The organism is Micromonospora sp. DH14 (assembly GCF_029809455.1).
In the GTDB taxonomy this organism is placed as follows: Bacteria; Actinomycetota; Actinomycetes; order Mycobacteriales; family Micromonosporaceae; genus Micromonospora; species Micromonospora parva.
On sequence record NZ_JARVKT010000001.1, the window covers coordinates 325,168 to 347,225 of the forward strand.

Consider the following 22,058-nt stretch of genomic DNA (forward strand, 5'->3'; position numbering starts at 1 on the left):
CGGATCAAGATGACGAAGAACAGCACGTCCCCGACCGGCTCGCCCTGGCACGGCCTGGTGCCGGTCGACGACACCGCACTGGCCGTCACCGACACCGGCGGCCCCGGCATCCCCGTGGTCTACCTCAACGGCCAGTTCGCCACCCAGGGCTACTGGCGGCGGGTCATCGCCGATCTGGGCACCGGGTTCCGGCACATCACCTACGACGAGCGGGCTCGTGGCAGAAAGTCCAAACGCTCAGCCGACTACTCGTTCGAGGCGGCCGTCCGGGACGTCGACGCCGTTCTCGCCGCCCGCGGGGTGCACCAGGCGGTGCTGGTCGGCTGGTCGTACGGCGCGGTGGTCGGGGCGCACTGGGCCCGCCGGAACCCGGAGCGTGCCCTGGGGGTGGTCCTCGTCGACGGCGCGTTCCCGCACGACTGGCTCGACGAGGCCATGGCGCAGCGGATCCGCAGGATGTTCCGGCGGATGAACGTGTTCATGCCGCTGCTACGCCCGACCGGCCTGACCCCACGGATGACCGCCGACCAGATGGCGAACAGCAACATCGAGCTCGGCGAACTCTCCCGCGAGCGGGAACTCGGCCCGGTGCTGGACGCCATCACCGTCCCGGTGCGGTACGTGGTCGCCTCGGGCACGTCCCTCGGCAGCCGCGGCGACGAGCAGGAACAGATCCGGGCCGGCCTCGACGCGGTGATCGCCCGCAACCCGAACATCACGATCGGCGCGAAGGTCGCCAGCAACCACGGCGCGATTCTCAAGAAGGACTTCCGGGCCGTGGCCGACGCCGTACGCCTGGTCGCCGCGCCGCACCGCGAAGCCGCCGCAGACAGTCGGTGAGGTCCGAACGCCCGCGTTGACGGGTGACACGAGGTCACCCGTCAACGCGCGGCGTCAGGAGGATTCGCGGGCGGCCGGGCCGCTGCCGAAGAGCACGTCGTCCCAGCTCGGCAGCCGCTTGCGCGGCTTGCCGGTGGCGTCGGTCGACTCGCCGCCGGCGGCCGCCGCAGCGCCCGCGCGGCGGGGCCGGAGCACCGCCAGCGACGGCACGGCCGGCACCTCCTTGGGCGCGTCCGAATCGTCGTCGAAGGCCGACCCCTGGCCACCGCCGAGCAGGGCGGCGGCACCCCCACCGACCGGCCGCTGCCGGGGCGCGTCCGAACCGGCGAGCGCAGCCGGGGTACGCGGCTCCAGCCCACGACCCGACGAGGCGCCGAGCGGACGGTCCAGCGACGCGAGCAGGGCGTCCCGGCCGGCCCGGATCGGATCGCGGCCCGGGCGCGGGTGCTCGGACGCCGCCGGCAACCCGTGCCCACCACGACTCGGCTCACCACGCGACGGACCAGGCAGGCCGTGCCCGCCCCGCTCCGGTGCCGGCTCCTGGCCGAGGATCGGCGTGGGCCGCTCCGCGCACAGGTACTGCGCCATGTCGTCGTGCGGGGTGACCTGCTGCCGGGTCTTGTCGAGATCCCAGATGGCCTGCGCGGTGGCCTTGCCCGACGGCCAGGTGGCGATGATCCGCCAGGTGCCGTCGTCACGCCGGTACGCGTCCCAGGAGATCTTCTCGGTGTCGATGCCGTGCTGGCTCAGCCGGCCGTTGACCACCTCGGCGAGCGGGGTGGGCTTCTCCGCGCCCTTGAGACGGGTGCGGCGGGCGTGCTGGGCGAGCATCGCCCGCTCCTGCAGCACCGGGCCGGCATAGCGCAGCACCCGGTCGACCGGCACGCCGGCGATCCGGGCGACATCCTCCGCGGACTCACCGGAGCGGATGCGGGCCTGAATGTCCCGAGGAGACAGAGACGGAACCGGGTCGGCGGCGGTCGGTGCCACCGCGAGCGGCGGCGACCCGGGCTCGGCGTGCAACGCACCGGAGATCCGTTCGTCGATGGGCAGGGCGAGCAGCCGCCCCACCTCGTCGGCGAGAACCAGGGCATGGCCGTCCTCGGAGAGGGCGACGAAGCGTACTGGGCGCATAGCGTTGCCTCCGTCCCGCTTCGCTGGCCGCACGCCACGAGTCGGCCACCCAGGCGTCTCGGACCACCGTACGCGCATCTGCCTCGAGGTGGGGGAAGCGACACCCCGCATGTCGTGACTGAGCTGCGGCAATGATCACGTTCGGTGTCCGTGGAGGCCTCCACGGACACCGAACGTGACGAACCTCAGAGTCGCTCGACCACGTAGTCGATGGACGCGGTCAGCGCCTCGACGTCGGCCGGCTCGACGGCCGGGAACAGCGCCACCCGCAGCTGGTTGCGACCGAGCTTGCGGTAGGGCTCAGTGTCCACGATGCCGTTGGCGCGCAGCGCCTTGGCGATCGCCGTGGCGTCCACCCCGTCGGCGAAGTCGATGGTGGCGACCACGTTGGAGCGCAACGACGGGTCGGTGACGAACGGGGTGGCCACGCTGGACCGCTCCGCCCAGCCGTAGACCGCGGCGGCGCTCTCGGCGGTGCGCTTCGCCGCCCAGGACAGACCGCCCTGCGCGTTCATCCAGTCGGTCTGCTCGGCGGCCAGGAAGATGGTGGCCAGCGCCGGGGTGTTGTAGGTCTGCTCCAGCCGCGAGTTGTCGATCGCGGTGACCAGATCGAGGAAGGCCGGGATGTAGCGCCCGGACGCCTTGATCTCGGCGGCCCGGTCCAGTGCGGCCGGGGACATCAGAGCCAGCCAGAGCCCGCCGTCGGAGCCGAAGCACTTCTGCGGAGCGAAGTAGTAGACGTCGGTCTCGCCGACGTTGACATCCAGGCCACCCGCGCCGGAGGTCGCGTCGACGAGCAGCAGCGCGCCCTCGTCGGCCCCGGCCACCCGGCTGATCGGAACCGCCACACCGGTCGAGGTCTCGTTCTGCGGCGTCGCGTACGCGTCCACGCCGGACTCGGCGACCAGGGTCGGGGCGCTGCCCGCGTCGGCCTTGCGGACCGTCGGCTCACCCAGGAACGGGGCGTCCTTGACCGACTTGGCGAACTTGGCGCCGAACTCGCCGAAGCTGGCGAACTGGGCCCGGTCGCGGATCAGGCCGAAGGTGGCGACCTCCCAGAACGCGGTGGTGCCACCGTTGCCGATCACCACCTCGTAGCCCTCGGGCAGCGAGAAGAACTCGGCGATGCCGGAGCGCAGCCGGGCCACCTGGTCACGGACCGTCTTCTGCCGGTGCGAAGTGCCGAGGTAGCTGGTCGCGACCTCGGCGAGAGCGGACACCGCCGCCGGGCGGACCTTGGACGGGCCGCAGCCGAAACGTCCGTCGGCGGGCTTGATCTCATCGGGAATCCGGATGATCGGTGCGTCAGCCACGGTCTTGAAGATCCTTCCGCAAGGGCGAGGGCGGGCCGGCGACACTGCCGGCCCCCATCCTCGCACCCGGACCCATCGGTGGAAGCCGGGCCCCCGAGGGCAGGTCTGAGGCCTTCGCCACAGTTGGCGCCGGCAGCCGTCGAAAGGGGCCCCGCCCCGACGCCCGGCGTCGAGGAAGGGCCCCTTTCGCACCGCTCAGACGCCGTGCGGAATGGCCGCCCAGCCCTCGACGTCGGACGGCTTGCGGGTCTCCGGGCCGACGTAGCGGGCGGACGGGCGGACCAGCCGCTGCAGCCGCTTCTGCTCCAGGATGTGCGCGCTCCAGCCGCCCATCCGGGCGCAGGTGAACATCGAGGTGAACATGTGCGCCGGCACCTCGGCGAAGTCCAGCACCACCGCCGACCAGAACTCGACGTTGGTGGCCAGCACCCGGTCCGGGCGGCGGGCCTGAAGCTCGGCCAGGGCGGCCTTCTCCAGCGCCTCGGCGATCTCGAAGCGCGGCGCGCCCAGCTCCTTGGCGGTACGCCGGAGCACCCGGGCGCGCGGGTCCTCCGCGCGGTAGACGCGGTGGCCGAAGCCCATCAACCGCTCGCCGCGGTCCAGAACGCCCTTGACGTAACCCTCCGCGTCGCCGCTGCGCTCCACCGCCTCCAGCATGCTGAGCACCCGGGACGGGGCACCGCCGTGCAGCGGGCCGGAGAGGGCGCCGATGCCCGACGAGATGCAGGCCGCCGCGTCCGCCCCGGTGGAGGCGACGATGCGGGCGGTGAAGGTGGACGCGTTCAGGCCGTGCTCGGCGGCCGAGATGAAGTACGCGTCGACGGCCTTGACGTGCCGGGGGTCGGGCTCGCCGCGCCAGCGCTTCATGAACCGCTCGACGATGGTCTGCGCCTTGTCGATCTCCTTCTGCGGCACGGCCGGCAGGCCGAGGCCGCGAGCGGACTGGGCGACGAAGGAGAGCGCTGTCACCGAGACCCGGGCGAGATCCTCACGGGCCTGCTCGTCGGAGATGTCCAGCAGTTGGTTGAGACCCCAGTACGGGGCCAGCATGGCGACCGCGGACTGCACGTCGACGCGGATGTCACCGGAGTGCACCGGCACCGGGAACGGTTCCGCCGGCGGCAGGCCCGGCCCGAACCGGCCGTCGACCAGCAATGCCCAGACGTTGCCGAACGACACCTGGCCGATCAGATCCTCGATGTCGACCCCGCGATAGCGCAGCGCGCCGCCCTCACGGTCAGGTTCGGCGATCTCGGTCTCGAAGGCGACGACGCCCTCCAGCCCGGGTTTGAAATCGGCCATGTCGCTCTCCTGGATCTGGTCGGTGCGCCCGAACAGCTCATCCGGCCCGATCGGCCGGGCGCCTTAGGCGACCCTCAGGGATGTGTTCGGAACATCTTGCCTGCTGAGTAAGGGATACGCGACCCGCTGCGACTGTGCTGCACGCGACATCCCCGGACGCGCATTCTCCGCCTGGCTCAGTGAGACTGGGCAGGGCGGGCTGGTCAGCGCGGGAGGGTGCTGGCGGGGCCCCCGAGAAGGAGTGGGGACGTGACGGGTGACACACCCGCCCCGGCCGCGATGCGTAACGAGTACGCCGCGGACCTGGGCCTGACCGAGGCTGACCTGGCCGCCGACTGGCACACCCAGTTCGACAGCTGGTTCGCCGACGCGGTGGCCTTCGGGCTGCCCGAACCGAACGCCATGGTGGTGGGCACCGCCGACCCGGCCGGCCGGCCGAGCGGGCGGACGGTGCTGTTGAAGGGGTACGACCCGGACGGCTTCGTCTTCTTCACCAACCACCTGTCGCGCAAGGGCGTCGAGGCGACCGCGAACCCGTACGCCAGCCTGGTCTTTCCGTGGTTTCCCATGCAGCGTCAGGTGGTGGTCGCCGGGCGGGTGACGCCCGTCGACCGCGCGACGAGCGAGGCGTACTTCGCCAGCCGGCCGCGCGGCTCCCAACTGGGCGCCTGGGCCAGCCCGCAGTCGCAGGTCGTGTCGGGCCGGGTGGCGCTGGAGCAGCGGTACGAGGAGGTGGCCGAACGCTTCGCCGGTCAGGCCGAGATCCCGACCCCGTCGCACTGGGGCGGGCTGCGGGTGCAACCCGAGTCGGTGGAGTTCTGGCAGGGTCGGGCCGGCCGGCTGCACGACCGGCTCCGCTTCCGTCGCCTGGACGAGGGCGCCTGGATCGTCGAACGGTTGGCGCCGTGACGGGAGTGCAGGAGAGCCGGCCGCGCGCCGCGCGCCGCTGGGCGATCGACGTGCGTCCGCTGCGGGTTCCGGCGTACCGGCGGCTCTGGCTCGGCAACACCGTGGCGATGTTCGGCTTCCAGTTCACCGCCGTCGCGGTGCCGGTGGAGATGTACGCCCTGACCCGGGACTCGTTCTGGGTGGGCCTGCTGGGGGTTGCCGCCTTCGTACCGTTGCTGGTCTTCGGGCTCTGGGGCGGCGCGGTCGCCGACGCCCGCGACCGGCGTGCGGTGCTGCTCGGTGGCTCATTGTTGCTTTGGGCATCCACCCTCGGTCTGTTGCTCCAGGCGGTGCTGGACGTGGGCAGCCCGGTGCTGCTGCTGGCGTTGATGGCGGTGCAGTCGGTGGCCTTCGCGATCAGCTCGCCGGCCCGCAGCGCCATGCTGCCCCGGCTGGTGCCGGACGACCTGGTGGCGTCCGCCACCACGCTGAACTACACGACCTTCACCGCCGCCTCGGTCGCCGGCCCGCTCGCCGCCGGCCTCATCCTCTCCGCCTCGCCGGACACCACTGTGGTGCTGCCGATCGCGTACGGGTTGGACGCGGTGCTGTTCACCGCGATGCTCTGGGCCGCGCTGCGGCTGCCGTCGCTGCCGCCCGAGCCCACCGCCGACGGCCAGGCCCGAAAGGCCGGCCTGGCCAGCGTCATCGACGGGTTCCGCTACCTGGCCACCACCCCGGTCCTGCTGCTGTCCTTCGCGGTGGACCTGATCGCGATGATCCTCGCCATGCCGCGGGCTCTCTTTCCGGAGATCGCGCACGAGCGGTTCGGCGGCGGTGGCGCGGTCGGCCTGCTCTACAGCGCCATCGCGATCGGCTCGATGATCGGCGGGCTGACCTCCGGCTGGATCGGCCGGCTCCGCCGGCAGGGGCTCGGCCTGGTGCTCGCGGTGGTCGGCTGGGGCCTGGCGATCGCCGCGGCGGGCTTGGCCCACCAGCTCTGGCTGATGGTCGTGCTGCTCGCCGTGGCCGGCGCGGCCGACCTGATCAGCGCGGTGCTGCGTCAGTCCATGTTGCTGGTCTACGCGCCGGACCGGATGCGCGGCCGACTCCAGGGCGTCAACACGGTGGTGGTGGCCGGTGGCCCGCGCCTGGGCGACCTGCGGGCCGGCACCATGGCTGCCGGGTTCGGCGGCGGGGTGGCCTGGGTGGCCGGTGGGCTCGCCTCCGCGGTGCTGGTGGTGGTGCTCGCTGTCGCGTTCCCGGTGCTGCTGCGTTACCGGGCGGCGACGGCGTCAAGCGGGGACCGGGCCTGACCGGTTAGGGTCGCCGGCATGGAAAGCCCCGATCAGCGCCCGTTCTCCGGCGCCCAGTGGACCATCTCCGCCGCCGGCCACGAGGCCGTCATCGTGGAGGTGGGCGGTGGGCTCCGGACGTACCGGCACGACGGCGTCGACGTGGTCGACGGGTACCGGACCGACGAGGTCTGCCCGGGTTGCACCGGGCAGGTGCTGGCCCCCTGGCCGAACCGGATCCGCGATGGCCGCTACTCGTTCGGTGAGCGGACGCACCAGCTCGCACTGACCGAGCCGGAGCGGCACGTGGCGATCCACGGGCTGGTCAACTGGGTGCCGTGGCAGTTGCTGGAGCAGTCCACGGACGCCGTGACGGTCGGCTACGATCTGCCGCCGCAGCTCGGCTACCCGTGGCCGCTGCGGCTGCGCAGCCGGTGGAGCGTCGACGCGGACGGGCTGCGCGCCGAGCACGAGGTGACCAACATCGGCACGGAGTTGGCCCCGTTCGGCTTCTCCGTGCACCCGTACCTGCAACTGCCCGGCGTCGCGGTGGACGACCTGGTGCTGCGGCTGCCCACCCGCCGTCGGGTGCTGGTGGACGGTCGGCTGCTGCCGGTGGGGGTGACCCCGGTGGGCGGCACCGAGTACGACTGGACCAGCCCCCGCCGGATCGGCGCCGCCGTCCTGGACTCCTGCTTCGGTGACGTGATCCGTGACGCCGACGGCGGTTCGTCGGTGAGCCTCTCCGCGCCGGACGGCTCGACCGGTGTGAGCATCTGGGCGGATGCCGAGTTCGGCTGGTGGCAGGTGTTCACCGGGGACGCCCTCACCGGTGAACGGCACCGCCGCTCGGTGGCGGTCGAGCCGATGACCTGCCCACCGGACGCGTTCCGGTCGGGCAAGGATCTGCTCACCCTCAAGCCCGGCACGACCTGGCGAGGTGCCTGGGGCATCCGCCCCGGCGCCTGATGGAGTTCGCCGAGGTCGTCCGCCGTCGGCGGATGGTGCGCAACTACGACCCGGACCGTCCGGTCCCGCCCGAGGTGGTGGACCGGCTGCTCGACCACGCGGTCCGCGCGCCGTCGGCCGGCTTCGCCCAGGGCTGGGGTTTCCTGGTGCTGGAGGAGCCGGTCGACCGGGACCGGTTCTGGGCTGCCACCACCCCCGACGGGGGCGGGCGTCAGCGGTGGCTCGCGGGCATGCGCCGCGCTCCCCTGATCGTGGTGCCGCACGCCAACGAGTCGGCCTACCTGCGGCGGTACGCGGAGCCGGACAAGGGTTGGACGGATCAGTCCCCGGACCGGTGGCCGGTGCCGTACTGGCACGTGGACGCCGGCTTCGCCGCGTTGCTGATGCTGCTCACCGCGGTGGACGAGGGGCTGGGGGCGTGCTTCTTCGGCATTCCGCCGCAGCGACTCGGCACCTACCGGGAGGCGTTCGGCGTGCCGGCGGAGTATCAGCCCATCGGTGCCGTCACAATCGGTTACCGGGCCGCTGACCATCGGTCACCGTCGTTGCGTCGAGGGCGTCGTCCGATGGACGAGGTTGTGCGGCGCGGCCGGTGGAACTGAGGCTGACGTCCTGTTCGTCCGGTTGAGGATCGGACGAGCGATAGCGAAACTGACATCAGGGAGCAGAACGCAGCGTGCGCTGGGCGGCTAGGCTGGCACGGTCATCGGTGCCGCGCCGCGCGGTGCCCGCCGCGGCCCGGCTCGGCGCCGTCGGTCGGCCCGGCCACGGGGAGGGGAGCGTGCCGTCGTGATCTTCAGAGCGGTCCGGGACGGGCGTCCCTATCCGGAGCACAATCTGACGCTCAAGCAGTGGGCGGAGATCCCGCCGCGGCCACTGCGCCTGGACCAGATGATCACCACCAAGCGCGAGCTGGCGCTGGACAAGCTCCTCGCCGAGGACTCCACCTTCTACGGTGACCTCTTCCCGCACGTGGTGCAGTGGAACGGCGGGCTCTACCTGGAGGACGGGCTGCACCGGGCGCTGCGCGCCGCCCTCCAGCAGCGCAACCAGATCCACGCCCGGGTGCTGGTGCTCTCCGAGCCCATCGAGTGAGCGGTCCGGCCTGAAGCTTCGTTAGGGTGGCGTCCATGACCGCTCCGCTGGACCTGCTCGACCTGGACCCGTCGCTCAGCGAGGAGGAGCGGCAGGTCCGTGACGTCGTCCGCCAACTCGTCGACGACCGGGTGCGGCCCCACGTCGCCGAGTGGTACGAGGACGGCCGGGTGCCCGCCCGGGACCTGGCCCGCGAGTTCGGCAAGCTCGGCCTGCTCGGCATGCACCTGGCCGGCTACGGCTGCGCCGGCACCTCAGCGGTCGCCTACGGGCTCGCCTGCCAGGAACTGGAAGCCGGTGACTCCGGCATCCGCTCGCTGGTCTCGGTGCAGGGATCGCTCGCCATGTACGCCATCTGGCGCTACGGCAGCGAGGAGCAGAAGCAACGCTGGCTGCCGTCGATGGCCACCGGTGAGGCGATCGGGTGCTTCGGTCTGACCGAGCCCGACCACGGTTCCGACCCCGCCTCGATGGCCACCCGGGCCCGCCGCGACGGCGACGACTGGGTGCTCACCGGCGGAAAGATGTGGATCACCAACGCTCCGATCGCGGACGTCGCGGTGATCTGGGCCCGCACCGACGAGGGCGTACGGGGTTTCGCCGTACCGATGGACACGCCCGGCGTCACGGCCCGGGAGATCAGCCGCAAGATGTCGCTGCGCGCGTCGGTGACCGGCGAGATCGTGCTCGACGACGTCCGGCTCCCGGCCGACACCCAATTGCCCGAGGCGGTCGGCCTCAAGGCGCCGCTGAGCTGCCTCACCGAGGCCCGCTACGGCATCGTCTGGGGTTCCGTCGGCGCGGCCCGCGACTGCCTGGAAACCACACTGGCGTACGCCACCACCCGCACCCAGTTCGGTCGCCCACTGGCCGGGTTCCAGCTCACCCAGGCGAAGCTCGCCGACATGGCCGTCGAGTTGGTGAAGGGGCAACTGCTCGCGCTGCACCTGGGCCGGCTCGCCGACGCCCAGCGGCTGCGGCCCGAGCAGGTCAGCGTGGGCAAACTGAACAACGTACGGGAGGCGCTGGCCATCGCCCGGCAGTGCCGCACCATCCTCGGCGCCAACGGCGTCTCCGGTGAGTACCCGGTGATGCGGCACGCCAACAACCTGGAGAGCGTGCTGACCTACGAGGGCACCTCGGAAATCCACCAACTGGTCATCGGGCAGCGACTCACCGGGCTCTCCGCATTCGCCTGACCTGCACCTTTGTCGCTTCCTGGCGCTCGCCGCGCGACTGTCGTAACGGGGCCGTACCGTCATTGACAGACGACGTGTCTGACGAGGACGGTGAGCGTGATGGCCCGCGACGCTGGCAGCAACGAGCCCACGAGGGAGTTCCCCGGTTACCCGACCGGCGACGATCTCAAGGTGCGGTCGACCGCTACACCCGAGTGGACCACCGACACTGCGGAGGGCGCCGCCGACCCGGCCGACCCGGCTGGTCCCGGTGGCCCGACGGCCGGTGGCACCGGCGGGGGTGGTGGGGCGGCCCGAGGTCTGCTCCTGCTGCTCGGCGCCGCCGCGCTGGCCGTGATCGTGCTGCTCGGCATTCAGGCGACCGGCATCCTGCCGGAGTTCCGCAACCCGTTCGCCAAGGAGCAGACCGACCGCAGCCAGCCACCGCTGCTCAAGTCGATCCAGGACCTCAGCCGCTACGTGGCCGCCGAGGGCAACTTCCAGGTCGTGGTCGACACCCAGAACGACCGGCGCAACGTTCCGGACTTCCTGCTCAACGAGCGCACCCTGTTCGTCGGCGCCGGCAGCGTCGAGGCGTACGTCGACTTCACCAAGATCGGTGACGGGGCCATCGTCCAGTCCGCCGACGGCAAGTCCGTCGAGATCAAGTTGCCGGCGCCGCAGCTCGGCGAGACCAACCTCGACATGGAGAAGAGCTACGTCTTCGCCGAGCAGCGCGGTCTGCTCAACCGACTCGGTGACCTGGTCGGCAACGACCCCAACCGGCAGCAGCAGGTCTACCAGCTCGCCGAGGAGCGGATCACCGCCGCCGCCCGGGACAGCGGGCTCTCCGCCCGCGCCGAGGAGAACACCCGCAAGATGCTGGAGGGGCTGCTCCGCTCCCTCGGCTACCAGCAGATCACTGTCACCTACGTGGCTCCCTGACCTGCCCTCCGTACGCCGAAGCGCCCGGGCCGACTTCCGTCGGAGCGGGCGCTCCCGCATGTCGTCCTGCTCGTGTCGCGTCCCGCCCGCCCGCGCCGTCGCGCGGCAAGATCCGCGCAACATCAGGGATGTTGGTGCTTCGAGGGGCCGGGAGGCAGCAACATCACCGATGTTGCTGCCTCGCCTGGCCCCGGGCGGGGTGTGCGGGGCGGGTCAGTGGCCGGTGGAGGCGAGGTAGCGGTCCTCGTTCGGCATCAGCACCCAGAGGATCAGGTAGACGATCACCTGCGTGCCGGGTAGCAGCAACGACAGCAGGAACAGCAGTCGGACCATCCCGGCGGACATGCCGAACCGTCGACCGAGGCCGGCACAGACACCGGCGAGCATGCGCCCCTCACGGGGCCGGACCAGTTTGCGACTCATCGTCGTACTCCCACTCTGCGGCGGTGCGCCGCGTCTGCAATCCACGGTAGAAGGGGATGACCAGCTCGCCCTCGGTCCCGAGGTGGAGTGGCAACCAGTGGACCCGTAGGTGCATTACCCGGGCGGACCCCCGCTGACGCCTCCCCGAACCGTCCGCCGTGTTCACGTCCCGGACCGGGTGGGCGGTGACCTGGGCGGGTAGGCTGGCTGATCGGCCTTCCACACCCCGGAGGGCCGGCACCCATACCCCGGACGGTCACCATCGGGGCCGCCAGACCGGTGGTCACGACCCGCCCGGGTCCCGTACGCCGGGACGACGGCGAGGAAGCGCAGCCATGATCAGTGTTTTCGACCTCTTCAGCGTCGGTATCGGGCCGTCCAGCTCGCACACGGTGGGGCCGATGCGGGCCGCGCGTACGTTCGTCGGCGGGTTGAAGGCCGACGGGTTGCTCACTGACACGGCGCGGGTGCAGGCCGAGTTGTTCGGTTCGCTGGGTGCCACCGGGCACGGCCACGGCAGTGACCGGGCGGTGCTGCTCGGGTTGGCCGGTGAGTCGCCGGAGACTGTCGACACGGACACCGTCGGTCCTCGGGTCGAGCGGATCCGCGCCGAGCGGCGGATCAACATCCTCGACGTGCACGAGATCGCCTTCGACCCGGATCGGGACCTGACGCTGCACCGCCGTCGGTCGCTGCCGTACCACCCGAACGGGATGACCTTCGTGGCGTACGACGGTGCCGGTGCGGAGCTGCGCAGCCGCACCTACTACTCCGTCGGTGGCGGTTTCGTGGTCGACGAGGAGGCGGCCGGCGCGGACCGGATCAAGCCGGACAGCACCGTGGTGCGGTACCCGTTCCTGACCGGGGCGCAGCTGCTCGACGTCACCACCCGCACCGGTCTGTCGATCAGCGAGGTGATGTTGGCCAACGAGCGTTCCTGGCGCAGCGAGGCGGACATCCGGGCCGGTCTGCTGGAGATCTGGCGGGTGATGCGGGAGTGCGTGCAGCGCGGCTGCGAGCGGGACGGCGTACTCCCTGGGGGGTTGAAGGTCCGGCGGCGCGCGGCGGAGCTGCGGCGCGGCCTGGAGGCGGAGGCCGGGACGGTCGACCCGCTGCACGCGATGGACTGGGTGACGCTGTTCGCGCTCGCTGTCAACGAGGAGAACGCGGCGGGCGGCCGGGTGGTCACCGCGCCGACCAACGGCGCGGCCGGGATCGTTCCGGCGGTGCTGCACTACTACACCCGGTTCGTGCCGGGCGCCGATGACGAGGGTGTGCTGCGGTTCCTGCTGACGGCGGGCGCGATCGGTGTGTTGTTCAAGGAGAACGCGTCGATCTCGGGTGCCGAGGTGGGCTGCCAGGGTGAGGTCGGGTCGGCGTGTTCGATGGCGGCGGCGGGGTTGGCCGAGGCGCTCGGTGGCACCCCGGAGCAGGTGGAGAACGCGGCCGAGATCGGGATGGAGCACAACCTCGGGTTGACCTGTGACCCGGTGGGTGGCCTGGTGCAGATCCCCTGCATCGAGCGGAACGCGGTGGCTAGCATCAAGGCGATCACGGCCGCCCGGCTGGCGCTGCGCGGCGACGGTGTGCACAAGGTGTCGCTGGACAAGGTCATCAAGACCATGCGGGAGACGGGCGCCGACATGAAGGTCAAGTACAAGGAGACGGCGCGTGGCGGTCTGGCCGTCAACGTGATCGAGTGCTGAGTCCGGTCGATTCGGGGCAATCGTTCACCGACTGCTAACCTGTCGTCCGTTTCAGGAGGCGGGAGGCGGCGGTGACCTCTGGCGTCGCGGCGTTGTGGTCGCACCGCAACTCGCTGCGCATCCTGGTCAGGCGGGATCTGGCGGTCAAGTACCAGCAGTCGGTGCTGGGCTACTTCTGGTCGTTGATCGAGCCGCTCGGCATGGGCGCCATCTACTGGTTCGTCTTCGGGGTGCTCTACTCCCGCGACACCGGTCGGCACCTCGGTGAGGCGGCCGGGTCGTACCCGTTGTTCCTGATCACCGGCATCTTCGCCTGGATGTGGACCAGTTCGGCGCTGAGCGAGGCGACGAACGCGCTGACCGGCCAGTCCCGGCTGATCACCACGATGAACGTGCCGCGTCAGGTCTTCCCGATCGGCCGGGTCACCGGCCGGTTCGCCGAGTACGCGGCCGGCCTGCCGATCCTGGTCGCCATCGCGGTGATCTACGCGGTGCACGGTCGGATCCACCCCGGTTGGTCGCTGCTGTCCCTGCCGCTGGCGGTGGCCGTGCAGGCCGTCCTGCTGACCGGGCTCGCCCTGCTGCTGTCCGCCTGGAACGTGCTGATGCGCGACGTGGAACGGCTGATGCGTCTGATCATCCGGGTGCTCTTCTACGCCACGCCGATCATCTACCCGCTCAGCCTGGTCCGGGAGTCCGGCCTGCCGGGCTGGTTGAAGGTGGTGTACGAGCTGAACCCGCTGGTGGGGATCTTCCAACTGCACCACGCGATCTGGTACCCGGACGAGTTCCCGGACGCCCGTCTGCTCGCCACCACTGTCGGCGGCAGCCTGCTGGTGCTGGTCGCCGGTTGGTGGTCGTTCCGCCGGCTGGAGCCCGCCGTGCTCAAGGAGCTGTGACGTGGCCACGCCGATCATCGAGGCGGACGGCCTGGGCATCCGGTTCGTCCGCAACCGTCGCCGCCAACTGCGGCTGCGTGAGTTGTTCATCCACCGCGGGAAGCGCGGTGCGCTGCCCGGCCAGTTCTGGCCGCTGCGGGACGTGTCGTTCACCGTGGAGCCCGGCGAGACGGTCGGGGTGATCGGGCGCAACGGCACCGGCAAGAGCACCCTGCTGCGGCTGATCGCCGGGGTGCTCATTCCGGACGAGGGTGGCATCCGGGTGCACGGCGCGGTGGCGCCGCTGCTGGAGTTGTCGGCCGGTTTCTCCAACGACCTGACCGGGCGGGAGAACCTGCACCTGGTCGGTGGCCTGCACGGACTGTCGGCTGGCTACCTGAAGCGGCACTTCGACGAGATCGTCGAGTTCGCCGGTGAGCAGGTGGAACGGGCCATCGACACGTCGGTGCGGCACTACTCGTCGGGGATGAAGGTGCGGCTGGGCTTCGCGATCATCTCGCACCTGCCGCATCCGATCCTGCTGATGGACGAGGTGACCGCGGTCGGCGACGCGGAGTTCCGCAAGAAGTGTTACGCGACGATTGATCGTCTGCTCGGGGAGGGGCGCACGCTGGTGCTGGTGTCACACAACGAAAAGGACCTGACCCGGTTCTGCCGTCGGGGGTTGTACCTCGACGCGGGCCGGTTGACGCTCGACGGCACCATCGCCGAGGCGCTCGACGCGTACCACGCAGCGGTTCCGCGGTGACGCTCGCGATCGTGCTCGCCGCCGGACCATCCGCGGCGGGCCTGACCACGGCGACCGGTGAGCCGCTGGCCGACCGACTGGCCGCCCAGTTGCGCCGGGCCGGTGCGGACGAGGTGCGCTTCGCCGCCACCCTCGACGAGCTGACCGACCTGATCGCCACCGCGACCGCCCCGGTGCTGATCACCGGAACGGACCTGGTCGCGCACACCGCCGTCCTGCGGCACCTGGCCACCAGCCCGGTGGGGCCCACGGTGGCGCTGGTGCTCGGCGACCCGCCGGTGCCCGGTCGGACCGCCGTCCGGGAGGAGCGCGGCCAGGTGGTCGACGCCGCCGCGTTGGACGCCCTCGACGGGGACGCCACCGGCGTGTTCGGCGGTGCGCTGCGCGTCGGCGTGGACGACCTGCCGACCCTCGCGGCCGCCGCCCGGGCCGCCGCGTCCGGGATGCTCCCCGTCGCCGCCCCGATCGGTCCGGTCGGCGACGTGGCGCCGATGCCGACGACCGCCGGGGGCGGCGGGTCGGTCGCGGCCGGTGCCCCCGGGCCCGCCGTGGACCGGCTCTTCGCGGGCCTCGCGGCGCTCGGCACCCTGATCTTCGCCCAGCGGGTACGCCTGCTCGTCGCGCACCGGGTCGAGGACCCGGCCGGGCTGGCCGCTGCCGAGGCGGCGGTGACCGCTGTCGACGAGGACCGGGCCGAGCTGCGGTTGTCGGTGAAGGAGAAGGACGACTTCTTCTCCACCTACTTCGTCAGCACCTGGTCGCCGTACCTGGTCCGGCTGTCGGCGCGGCTCCGGCTCACCCCGACCGGGGTGACGGTGATCTCGGTGCTCTTCGCGCTGGCGGCGGCGGTACTGTTCGGGGTCGGTGGGCGACCCGCGCTGGTCGGTGGCGCGGTGCTGCTCTACCTCGGCTTCGTGCTGGACTGCGTGGACGGCCAGCTGGCCCGCTACACCCGGCACTTCAGCGCCTGGGGCGGCTGGCTGGACACGATGGCGGACCGGGCCAAGGAGTACGTGGTCTACGCCGGTCTGGGCTTCGGGGTGAGCCACGCCGGGCTGGGCAACGGGTGGGCGCTCGCCATCGCCGCAATGACGTTGCAGACCGTCCGGCACATGACCGACACCTGGTACGGGGTGCTGCACGACGAGGCGGCCCGTCGGCCGCGTACGGCGACGAACGCCAGCGGCGGGATCGGTGACCGGCTCAACGCGGCGTCGACCCGGGTGCAGGCGGACACCGGTTCGCTGTCGTACTGGCTGAAGCGGACCGTGGTCTTCCCGATCGGTGAGCGGTGGGCGCTGATCGCGCTGACCGTGGCGCTGTTCAACCCGCTGGTCAGCCTGATCGCCGTGCTGGTCTGGGGGGTGCTGGCGTTCGCGTACACCGGGGCGTTGCGGACGCTGCGGGCCCGCTGGATGTGGGTGCCGGTGCTGGACACTGTCGACGCCACCCTGCACCGCGACGACGGCCCGTTGGCCCGCTGGTTGCCGGTGGTCCGCCCGATGGGGCCGCTGACCCTGGCGGTGATCGCCGCGCTCGGCCCGGCGGTGCTGCTGGTCGGGGCGCTGCTGGACGACGCGCCCGATCAGCTCCGGTGGGCGGTGCCGGTGGCGCTGCTGGTGCTGCTGGTCGGCGGCCTGGGTGCCGGGGCGGCGCACAACGGTCCGCTGGACTGGCTGGTCCCGGCGGCGTTGCGGGCCGCCGAGTACCTGTTCGCGATCGCCGTCGGCGTGGTCGGCGGGGTGCCCGGCTGGCTGATCTTCGGGTACGTCTTCGTGCTCACCGTGCACCACTACGACCTGACCGCCCGGCTGGAGAAGCGGCAGGCGGCACCGCCGCTGCACGCGGCGACGCTGGGCTGGGAGGGACGTTCGGTGCTGGTGGCCCTCGCGGCGATCGCCGGTATTGCGGGTGTTGGACTGGCTACACTCGGTGCGTACCTTCTCGTGGTTTTCGTGGTGAGCGTCGTCCTGGCCTGGTTCGTGCGACCGGCCCGTAGCGCGCGGGCGTCGGTCGCGCCGGCGGGCGTTGGAGGTGCCGCGCCGCGCTGACGGAGGGACGGCCGGATGACCCTGATCAGCTTCGTGGTGCCGGCCTTCCGGGTGCAGGGGTACCTGCGGGAATGCCTGGACTCCATCCTCGGTCAGCCGGAGACCGACATCGAGGTGATCGCCGTCGACGACTGTTCGCCGGACGCCAGCGGCGACATCATCGACGAGTACGCGGCCCGCGACCAGCGGGTCCGCTCGGTCCGGTTGCCGGAGAACGTCGGCCTCGGTCCGGCCCGGAACATCGGGCTGGACCGGGCCGTCGGCGAGTACGTGTGGTTCCTCGACGGCGACGACTGGCTGGCGCCGGAGTGTCTGACCGAGGTCGCCGAACGGTTGCGGGTCACCCGCCCGGACGTCCTGCTCGTCGATCACGTCCGCACCCACTGGAACAACACCGCCACCCGCAGCGCGATGGCGGAGGTGTTTCCGGAGTCGCCGGGCTCGGGCACCTTCCGGTTGCGGGACCGGCCGCAGGCGATGCACCTGCTGCACACCGCGTGGAACCGGCTGGTCCGTCGGGAGTTCCTGGTCGACCTGGGGCTGCGCTTCGCATCCGGCTGGTACGAGGACGTCTCGTTCAGCTACCCGGTGCTGATGGCGGCGCGGCGGATCGGCGTACTGGACCGGGTCTGTGTCAACTACCGCCAACGCCGCGCGGGCGCGATCACCCGGACCCGGGGCGACCGGCACTTCGAGGTCTTCCCGCAGTGGCACCGGGTCTTCCATCTGATGGAATCGTGGGGGTCGGCGACGGAGGCGCTGCGGCCGGTGGTCTTCGAACGGATGATCTGGCACTACCTGACGGTGCTCGGCAACGGTCAGCGGATCGCGCCGGAGCTGCGGGAGGCGTTCTTCGCGCAGATCACCGCCGACTACGAGCGTTGGCTGCCGTCCGGTGGCTATCCGGTGCCCGACGGGGTCGAGGGGATCAAACACAAGCTCGTCGCCACCGGCCGGTGGCGTACCTTCAGCGCGTTGCGGGCCGCCAGCCGGGCCCGGGACGCCGCCCGCCGGCGGGCCCGCACCGCTCGGCGCACCGTCGGTCCGGTCGCCCGGCGTGGTGCCCGGCTGACCCGCGACGGGTTGCTGCGCGAGTACTACCGGGCCGAGTTGCGGCGTCCCGTCGACCCGACGCTCGCGGTGTACGCCGCGTACTGGTACCGGGGCTACTCCTGCAACCCGGCGGCCATCTACGAGGTCGCCCGCCGGTTGGCGCCGGGGGTGCGCGGGGTGTGGGTCGTGCGCCGGGACCGGGTGGACGCCGTGCCGGCCGGGGTGGAGTACGTGGTGGCCGGCACGCCGGCGTACTACCGGGTGCTCGCCCGCGCCCGGTGGTTGGTCAACAACGTCAACTTCCCGGACTTCGTCCGCAAGCGACCGGAACAGGTGCACGTGCAGACCCACCACGGCACGCCGGTCAAGGTGATGGGGTTGGATCAGCAGCGCTACCCGATCGGCGCGGGCCGGATGGACTTCGCCGGGCTGCTGCGCCGGGTGGACCGCTGGGACTACAGCGTCAGCGCCAACAGCTTCTCCACCCAGATGTGGGACCGGGCGTACCCGGCCACGTACACCACCCTGGAGGTGGGGTACCCGCGCAACGACCGCCTGGTCACGGCCGGTCCGGACGAGGTGCGTCGACTCCGCGCGGAGTTCGGTCTCGACCCCGACGAGCAGGTCGTCCTGTACGCCCCGACGCACCGCGAGCACCTGCCCGGCTACCGGCCGCCGTTCGACCCGGACCGCTTCGTGCAGGCGTTGGGTGACTCGGGCCGGTTGCTGATGCGCAGCCACTACTTCCACGACCGGGATCGACGTCCGGGTCGGCCGAAGGACTGGGAGCGGGTGCGGGACGTCAGCGGCCACCAGCGGGTGGAGGATCTCTACCTGGTGGCGGACGTGCTGGTCACCGACTACTCGTCGGCCATGTTCGACTACGCGGTGCTGGACCGGCCGATCGTGCTCTACACCCCGGACTGGGAGGCGTACCGGCTGGCCCGGGGTGTCTACTTCGACGTCACCGCCGAGCCGCCGGGCGCGGTGGCCGCGACTTTCGCCGATCTTCTCGATGTGTTCCGCACCGATGCGGCGCGCTCGGACGCGGCGGCGAAGGCGCGTGAGCAGTTCCGGGCCCGGTTCTGCACAATGGACGACGGGCGGGCGGCGGAGCGGGTGGTGCGCCAGGTGTTCCTCGGGGAGCCCGGCGAGAGGTCCACGCACTGCTGATCGACCGTCTGTCGTGTAATAGCAGCGACATCGATCGAACATGAGACGTTTACCCGATGTGCTAAAGCCATGATCCTGGTCACAGTCTTGGAGGGTTCGGCCGACGCGCTGGGGGGGAAGACGGTGAGCACCGTCACGCTCAAGGATGTGACCAAGGTTTTCCGGGATGGCACTGTTGCCGTCGACAGCATCAATCTCGATGTCAACGACGGTGAGTTCATGGTGCTGCTCGGGCCCTCCGGGTGCGGCAAGTCGACGGTGCTGCGAATGATCGCCGGGTTGGAGGAACCCACCACCGGCGCGGTGATGCTCGACGGCGAGTTGGCGAACGACCTCCCCCCACGGGACCGCAAGATCGCCATGGTCTTCCAGGACTTCGCCCTCTACCCGCACATGACCGTTGGCGACAACATCGCGTTCCCGCTGCGGCTGGCCGGGATCGAGCCCGAGCCGAGGGGTGAGCGGGTCAGCGACGTGGCGAGCGCGCTGGGCATCGGTGACGTGCTGGCCCGCAAGCCGGGTCAGCTCTCCGGCGGGCAACGGCAGCGGGTGGCGATGGGTCGGGCGATCGTCCGCCGGCCCGGCCTGTTCCTGATGGACGAGCCACTGTCGAACCTGGACAGTGGTCTCCGTGCCGAGCTGCGCGCGGAGATCTCGGGCCTGACCCGTGAGCTGGGCGTCACCACCGTCTACGTCACGCACGACCAGGCCGAGGCGCTCACCATGGCCGACCGGGTGGCCATCATGCGCCGCGGCGTGCTCCAGGACGTGGGCACACCGACCCAGGTGTACGGCCGGCCGGCGACGCTGTACGTGGCGGCGTTCCTGGGCAGCCCACGGATGAACCTGCTGGAGGCGTCGGTCTACGTCCACCTCGACCGGTACGTCACGCTCAACCTCGGTGACCAGTCGCTCTACCTGCCCTGGAACGACATCCGCAGTCGGGCGGTGGCGCACTACCACGGTGAGCGGATCGTGGTCGGCATGCGTGCCGAGGCGCTCACCCCGGTCGCCCCGGACAGCCCCGGTGACGTGCTGCGCGGGCGGATCCGCTACCTGGAACATCACGGGCACGAGTCGTTGGCGTTCCTCGACATCGGCGCGACCGCGATCATGGTGGACGAGATGGGCACCCCGCTCGATCCGCCGCCGGTCGGCCAGCGCGGCCTGCGCCGGTTCGGCTCGGTGATGCAGCGGCTCACCGGCAAGCCGGTGGAAACGCAGGAGCCCACGACAGGTGGCGTCCAGACCAGCGTGCTCCCCGATCCGGGCCGGCACCACCGACGGCCGGCGGAGCTGGCGGTGCGGCTGGCGCCGTACCCGGCGGTCAGTGCCGGTCACCCGCTCGCCGTCTCGGTGCGGATGGACGCGCTGCACTTCTTCGACGAGCGTGGCGACCGGATCGACGTGGGGTGGCGCTGACGACGCGCCGGAGCGGGGTGGCGGACCGGCCACCCGGTGCCCTACCGTCTGCCCACCCAGTCCACTGTGCAAAAGCATCGAGAGGGGTCCACCCGTGTCGGGTGACCGTCCCAGCCCGCTCGTGATCGAGCGAATCCTGCGCGATCGCGAGGGCATCTGGCAGCAGATCGTGGCCGAGCGTGACCTCAACGGCCTGACCGGGCGGATGCTGACCAGCTCCGCCATCGCGTTGGCCTGTTACGGGGCGGTGTTGGGCTTCTTCCACAGCCCGCTGATGGCGCTGACCTCGGCGCTGAAGCTGCCACTGCTGTTCCTGGTCACGCTGGCCATCTGCCTGCCCACGCTCTACCTGTTCAACCTGGTCTTCGGCGCCCGGCTCTCGGTGCGGCAGTCGTTGGCGCTGGTGATGGTGGCGATCACCGTCACCTCGATGCTCGCGGTGGCGTTCGCGCCGATCAGTCTCTTCTTCCTGATCACCGCCAACGACTACGGGTTCTTCAAGCTGCTCAACGTGGCGATCCTGACCCTGTCGGCGCTGGTCGGGTTGCGTTTCCTGACCGGCGGCATGCAGGTGCTCAACGACCACGGCCTGCTCGCGCCGGAGGCCCCCGCCGCCAAGGCCACCGAGCAGGTCAGCGCCCCGGCGCCGGCCCAGGCTGTGCCGGCCGCGGTGCCCGCCGGGGCGACGCCGGTCGGCACTCCGCCCGCCGGTCAGAGCGCCGCTGCGGTGGCCGTGCCGGCCGGGGCGGCGGTGGCCGAGTCGACGTCGAACGGCGCGGTGACCACCGCTCCAGCTCCGGCGCAGGTTCCGGCCCAGTGGACCGGACAGCCGGCGGGTGCCTCGTTCCCGCCTGGCTACCCGCCGCAACGCCCGTGGGACAACGCTCCGATCCGACGCGGCGAGCCGACGCAGCGGCCGGCGAGCATGACCCTGCTCTACATCTGGATCCTGCTCTTCGGTTTCGTCGGCACCCAACTGGCCTGGACGCTGCGGCCGTTCTTCGGTGACCCGGGCCAGGACTTCGCCTTCTTCCGCAGCATCGACGGAAACTTCTACGCGGAGATCCTGCGCACCATCGCCAACCTCTGAGCGTGCCCGGTCGGCGGATGTCGCTGGTTGCCGGCCTGGTTACCGATGAGTAACGTCGGGTCATGACTATCGACTCCCGCCAAGTGGCGGCCGGCATGCTGGAAGCGGTGCCGTTCGCTCGTACGCTCGGACTTGAGTTCGTCGAGGTGGCACCCGAGGCGGAGGGTGGCGTCCGGGCGGTCGTCCGGCTGCCCGACTCGCCGGCCACCCACAACCACATCGGCGGGCCACACGCCGGCGCTATGTTCACCCTCGGCGAGACGGCCTCCGGTGCGGTCGTGCTGGCCGCCTTCGGGCAGCTGCTCGACCGGGCCGTGCCGTTGGCCGTCCGGGCCGACATCGCCTACCGGAAACTCGCCATGGGGCCGGTGCTGGCCACCGCGCGACTAGGTCGGCCGGCCGCCGAGGTGATCGAGGAGTTCGCGGCCGGGCAGCGTCCGGAATTCCCGGTCGCCGTGGAGATCTCCACCGAGAGCGGAAAGCCGACCTCGGTGATGACAGTGATCTGGACGCTGCGACCGAACTGAACCGCCT

20 protein-coding genes are annotated in these 22,058 nt (G+C 71.3%); 16 read left to right on the forward strand and 4 right to left on the reverse strand.

Translation table 11 applies throughout. From position 1 onward, the window contains the following. Positions 1–9: 9 nt before the first annotated feature. On the forward strand, positions 10–840 hold the full coding sequence (locus tag QCZ28_RS01555) for an alpha/beta fold hydrolase (protein ID WP_279514857.1): 831 nt from the start codon (positions 10–12) through the stop codon (positions 838–840). Between the two features lie 54 nt (positions 841–894). Here the strand turns inward: QCZ28_RS01555 and sepH are convergent, their stop codons facing one another. From sepH to QCZ28_RS01570, 3 genes are all read right to left on the reverse strand, one after another. Beyond that, entirely contained in the window at positions 895–1,974 is a 1,080-nt protein-coding gene (gene sepH, locus QCZ28_RS01560; RefSeq protein WP_279514858.1) for a septation protein SepH, read from the reverse strand. Between the two features lie 185 nt (positions 1,975–2,159). After that, positions 2,160–3,287, reverse strand: coding sequence for a phosphoserine transaminase (gene serC / locus QCZ28_RS01565; protein ID WP_279514859.1), 1,128 nt, complete (start codon positions 3,285–3,287; stop codon positions 2,160–2,162). Between the two features lie 195 nt (positions 3,288–3,482). Next, the gene (locus QCZ28_RS01570; RefSeq protein ID WP_030329620.1) at positions 3,483–4,589 is read right to left on the reverse strand and encodes a citrate synthase 2; all 1,107 of its coding nucleotides are present in this window, start codon (positions 4,587–4,589) and stop codon (positions 3,483–3,485) included. A 279-nt stretch (positions 4,590–4,868) separates the two neighbouring features. Here QCZ28_RS01570 and pdxH point away from each other — a divergent pair, with 279 nt between their 5' ends. From pdxH to QCZ28_RS01605, 7 genes are all read left to right on the forward strand, one after another. Further along, positions 4,869–5,498, forward strand: a complete 630-nt coding sequence (gene pdxH, locus QCZ28_RS01575; protein ID WP_279515287.1) for a pyridoxamine 5'-phosphate oxidase — start codon at positions 4,869–4,871, stop codon at positions 5,496–5,498. Further along, the gene (locus QCZ28_RS01580; protein ID WP_279514860.1) at positions 5,495–6,793 is read left to right on the forward strand and encodes an MFS transporter; all 1,299 of its coding nucleotides are present in this window, start codon (positions 5,495–5,497) and stop codon (positions 6,791–6,793) included. The genes pdxH and QCZ28_RS01580 overlap by 4 nt, the downstream gene beginning before the upstream one ends. Before the next feature lie 18 nt (positions 6,794–6,811). After that, complete coding sequence (locus tag QCZ28_RS01585) at positions 6,812–7,741, forward strand: aldose 1-epimerase family protein (RefSeq protein ID WP_279514861.1); 930 nt, start codon at positions 6,812–6,814, stop codon at positions 7,739–7,741. Further along, positions 7,741–8,343 (forward strand): nitroreductase family protein, encoded by a 603-nt coding sequence (locus QCZ28_RS01590; protein WP_279514862.1) that lies wholly within the window; start codon positions 7,741–7,743, stop codon positions 8,341–8,343. The genes QCZ28_RS01585 and QCZ28_RS01590 overlap by 1 nt, the downstream gene beginning before the upstream one ends. Before the next feature lie 187 nt (positions 8,344–8,530). Further along, positions 8,531–8,836 carry a type II toxin-antitoxin system VapB family antitoxin gene (locus QCZ28_RS01595; RefSeq protein ID WP_030329612.1) on the forward strand — a complete coding sequence of 102 codons (306 nt, stop codon included), beginning with the start codon at positions 8,531–8,533 and terminating at the stop codon, positions 8,834–8,836. A gap of 35 nt (positions 8,837–8,871) precedes the next feature. After that, entirely contained in the window at positions 8,872–10,035 is a 1,164-nt protein-coding gene (locus QCZ28_RS01600; protein ID WP_279514863.1) for an acyl-CoA dehydrogenase family protein, read from the forward strand. Positions 10,036–10,134: 99 nt separating this feature from the next. After that, positions 10,135–10,959 (forward strand): DUF4230 domain-containing protein, encoded by an 825-nt coding sequence (locus QCZ28_RS01605; protein ID WP_279514864.1) that lies wholly within the window; start codon positions 10,135–10,137, stop codon positions 10,957–10,959. A gap of 213 nt (positions 10,960–11,172) precedes the next feature. Here the strand turns inward: QCZ28_RS01605 and QCZ28_RS01610 are convergent, their stop codons facing one another. After that, positions 11,173–11,382, reverse strand: coding sequence for a PspC domain-containing protein (locus tag QCZ28_RS01610; RefSeq protein WP_030329606.1), 210 nt, complete (start codon positions 11,380–11,382; stop codon positions 11,173–11,175). Positions 11,383–11,717: 335 nt separating this feature from the next. Between QCZ28_RS01610 and QCZ28_RS01615 the strand changes: the two genes are divergently transcribed. The 8 genes from QCZ28_RS01615 (at position 11,718) to QCZ28_RS01650 (ending at position 22,051) form a co-directional block, all read left to right on the forward strand. Continuing rightward, on the forward strand, positions 11,718–13,088 hold the full coding sequence (locus QCZ28_RS01615) for an L-serine ammonia-lyase (RefSeq protein WP_279514865.1): 1,371 nt from the start codon (positions 11,718–11,720) through the stop codon (positions 13,086–13,088). A gap of 71 nt (positions 13,089–13,159) precedes the next feature. Next, positions 13,160–13,987 (forward strand): ABC transporter permease, encoded by an 828-nt coding sequence (locus tag QCZ28_RS01620; protein ID WP_279514866.1) that lies wholly within the window; start codon positions 13,160–13,162, stop codon positions 13,985–13,987. A 1-nt stretch (position 13,988) separates the two neighbouring features. After that, a complete protein-coding gene (locus tag QCZ28_RS01625; protein ID WP_279514867.1) occupies positions 13,989–14,735 on the forward strand; it encodes an ABC transporter ATP-binding protein in 747 nt (248 codons plus the stop codon). 41 nt (positions 14,736–14,776) lie between these two features. Then, positions 14,777–16,786, forward strand: coding sequence for a DUF5941 domain-containing protein (locus QCZ28_RS01630; RefSeq protein ID WP_279515288.1), 2,010 nt, complete (start codon positions 14,777–14,779; stop codon positions 16,784–16,786). Positions 16,787–16,801: 15 nt separating this feature from the next. After that, positions 16,802–19,012, forward strand: coding sequence for a bifunctional glycosyltransferase family 2 protein/CDP-glycerol:glycerophosphate glycerophosphotransferase (locus QCZ28_RS01635; RefSeq protein WP_279514868.1), 2,211 nt, complete (start codon positions 16,802–16,804; stop codon positions 19,010–19,012). A 123-nt stretch (positions 19,013–19,135) separates the two neighbouring features. After that, positions 19,136–20,434 carry an ABC transporter ATP-binding protein gene (locus QCZ28_RS01640; protein WP_279514869.1) on the forward strand — a complete coding sequence of 433 codons (1,299 nt, stop codon included), beginning with the start codon at positions 19,136–19,138 and terminating at the stop codon, positions 20,432–20,434. Between the two features lie 121 nt (positions 20,435–20,555). Next, entirely contained in the window at positions 20,556–21,524 is a 969-nt protein-coding gene (locus tag QCZ28_RS01645) for a hypothetical protein (protein WP_279514870.1), read from the forward strand. Between the two features lie 62 nt (positions 21,525–21,586). Then, positions 21,587–22,051: a DUF4442 domain-containing protein gene (locus QCZ28_RS01650; protein ID WP_279514871.1), complete on the forward strand. Its 465-nt coding sequence runs from the start codon at positions 21,587–21,589 to the stop codon at positions 22,049–22,051. Positions 22,052–22,058: the final 7 nt, after the last annotated feature.

Coding starts and splice junctions, on each gene's coding strand:
- QCZ28_RS01635 (WP_279514868.1), top strand. CDS start 16,802: ATGACCCTGATCAGCTTCGTGGTGCCGGCCTTCCGGGTGCAGGGGTAC.
- QCZ28_RS01615 (WP_279514865.1), top strand. CDS start 11,718: ATGATCAGTGTTTTCGACCTCTTCAGCGTCGGTATCGGGCCGTCCAGC.
- QCZ28_RS01650 (WP_279514871.1), top strand. CDS start 21,587: ATGACTATCGACTCCCGCCAAGTGGCGGCCGGCATGCTGGAAGCGGTG.
- QCZ28_RS01610 (WP_030329606.1), bottom strand. CDS start 11,382: ATGAGTCGCAAACTGGTCCGGCCCCGTGAGGGGCGCATGCTCGCCGGT.
- QCZ28_RS01590 (WP_279514862.1), top strand. CDS start 7,741: ATGGAGTTCGCCGAGGTCGTCCGCCGTCGGCGGATGGTGCGCAACTAC.
- QCZ28_RS01555 (WP_279514857.1), top strand. CDS start 10: ATGACGAAGAACAGCACGTCCCCGACCGGCTCGCCCTGGCACGGCCTG.
- QCZ28_RS01600 (WP_279514863.1), top strand. CDS start 8,872: ATGACCGCTCCGCTGGACCTGCTCGACCTGGACCCGTCGCTCAGCGAG.
- QCZ28_RS01605 (WP_279514864.1), top strand. CDS start 10,135: ATGGCCCGCGACGCTGGCAGCAACGAGCCCACGAGGGAGTTCCCCGGT.
- sepH (WP_279514858.1), bottom strand. CDS start 1,974: ATGCGCCCAGTACGCTTCGTCGCCCTCTCCGAGGACGGCCATGCCCTG.
- QCZ28_RS01585 (WP_279514861.1), top strand. CDS start 6,812: ATGGAAAGCCCCGATCAGCGCCCGTTCTCCGGCGCCCAGTGGACCATC.
- QCZ28_RS01570 (WP_030329620.1), bottom strand. CDS start 4,589: ATGGCCGATTTCAAACCCGGGCTGGAGGGCGTCGTCGCCTTCGAGACC.
- pdxH (WP_279515287.1), top strand. CDS start 4,869: ATGCGTAACGAGTACGCCGCGGACCTGGGCCTGACCGAGGCTGACCTG.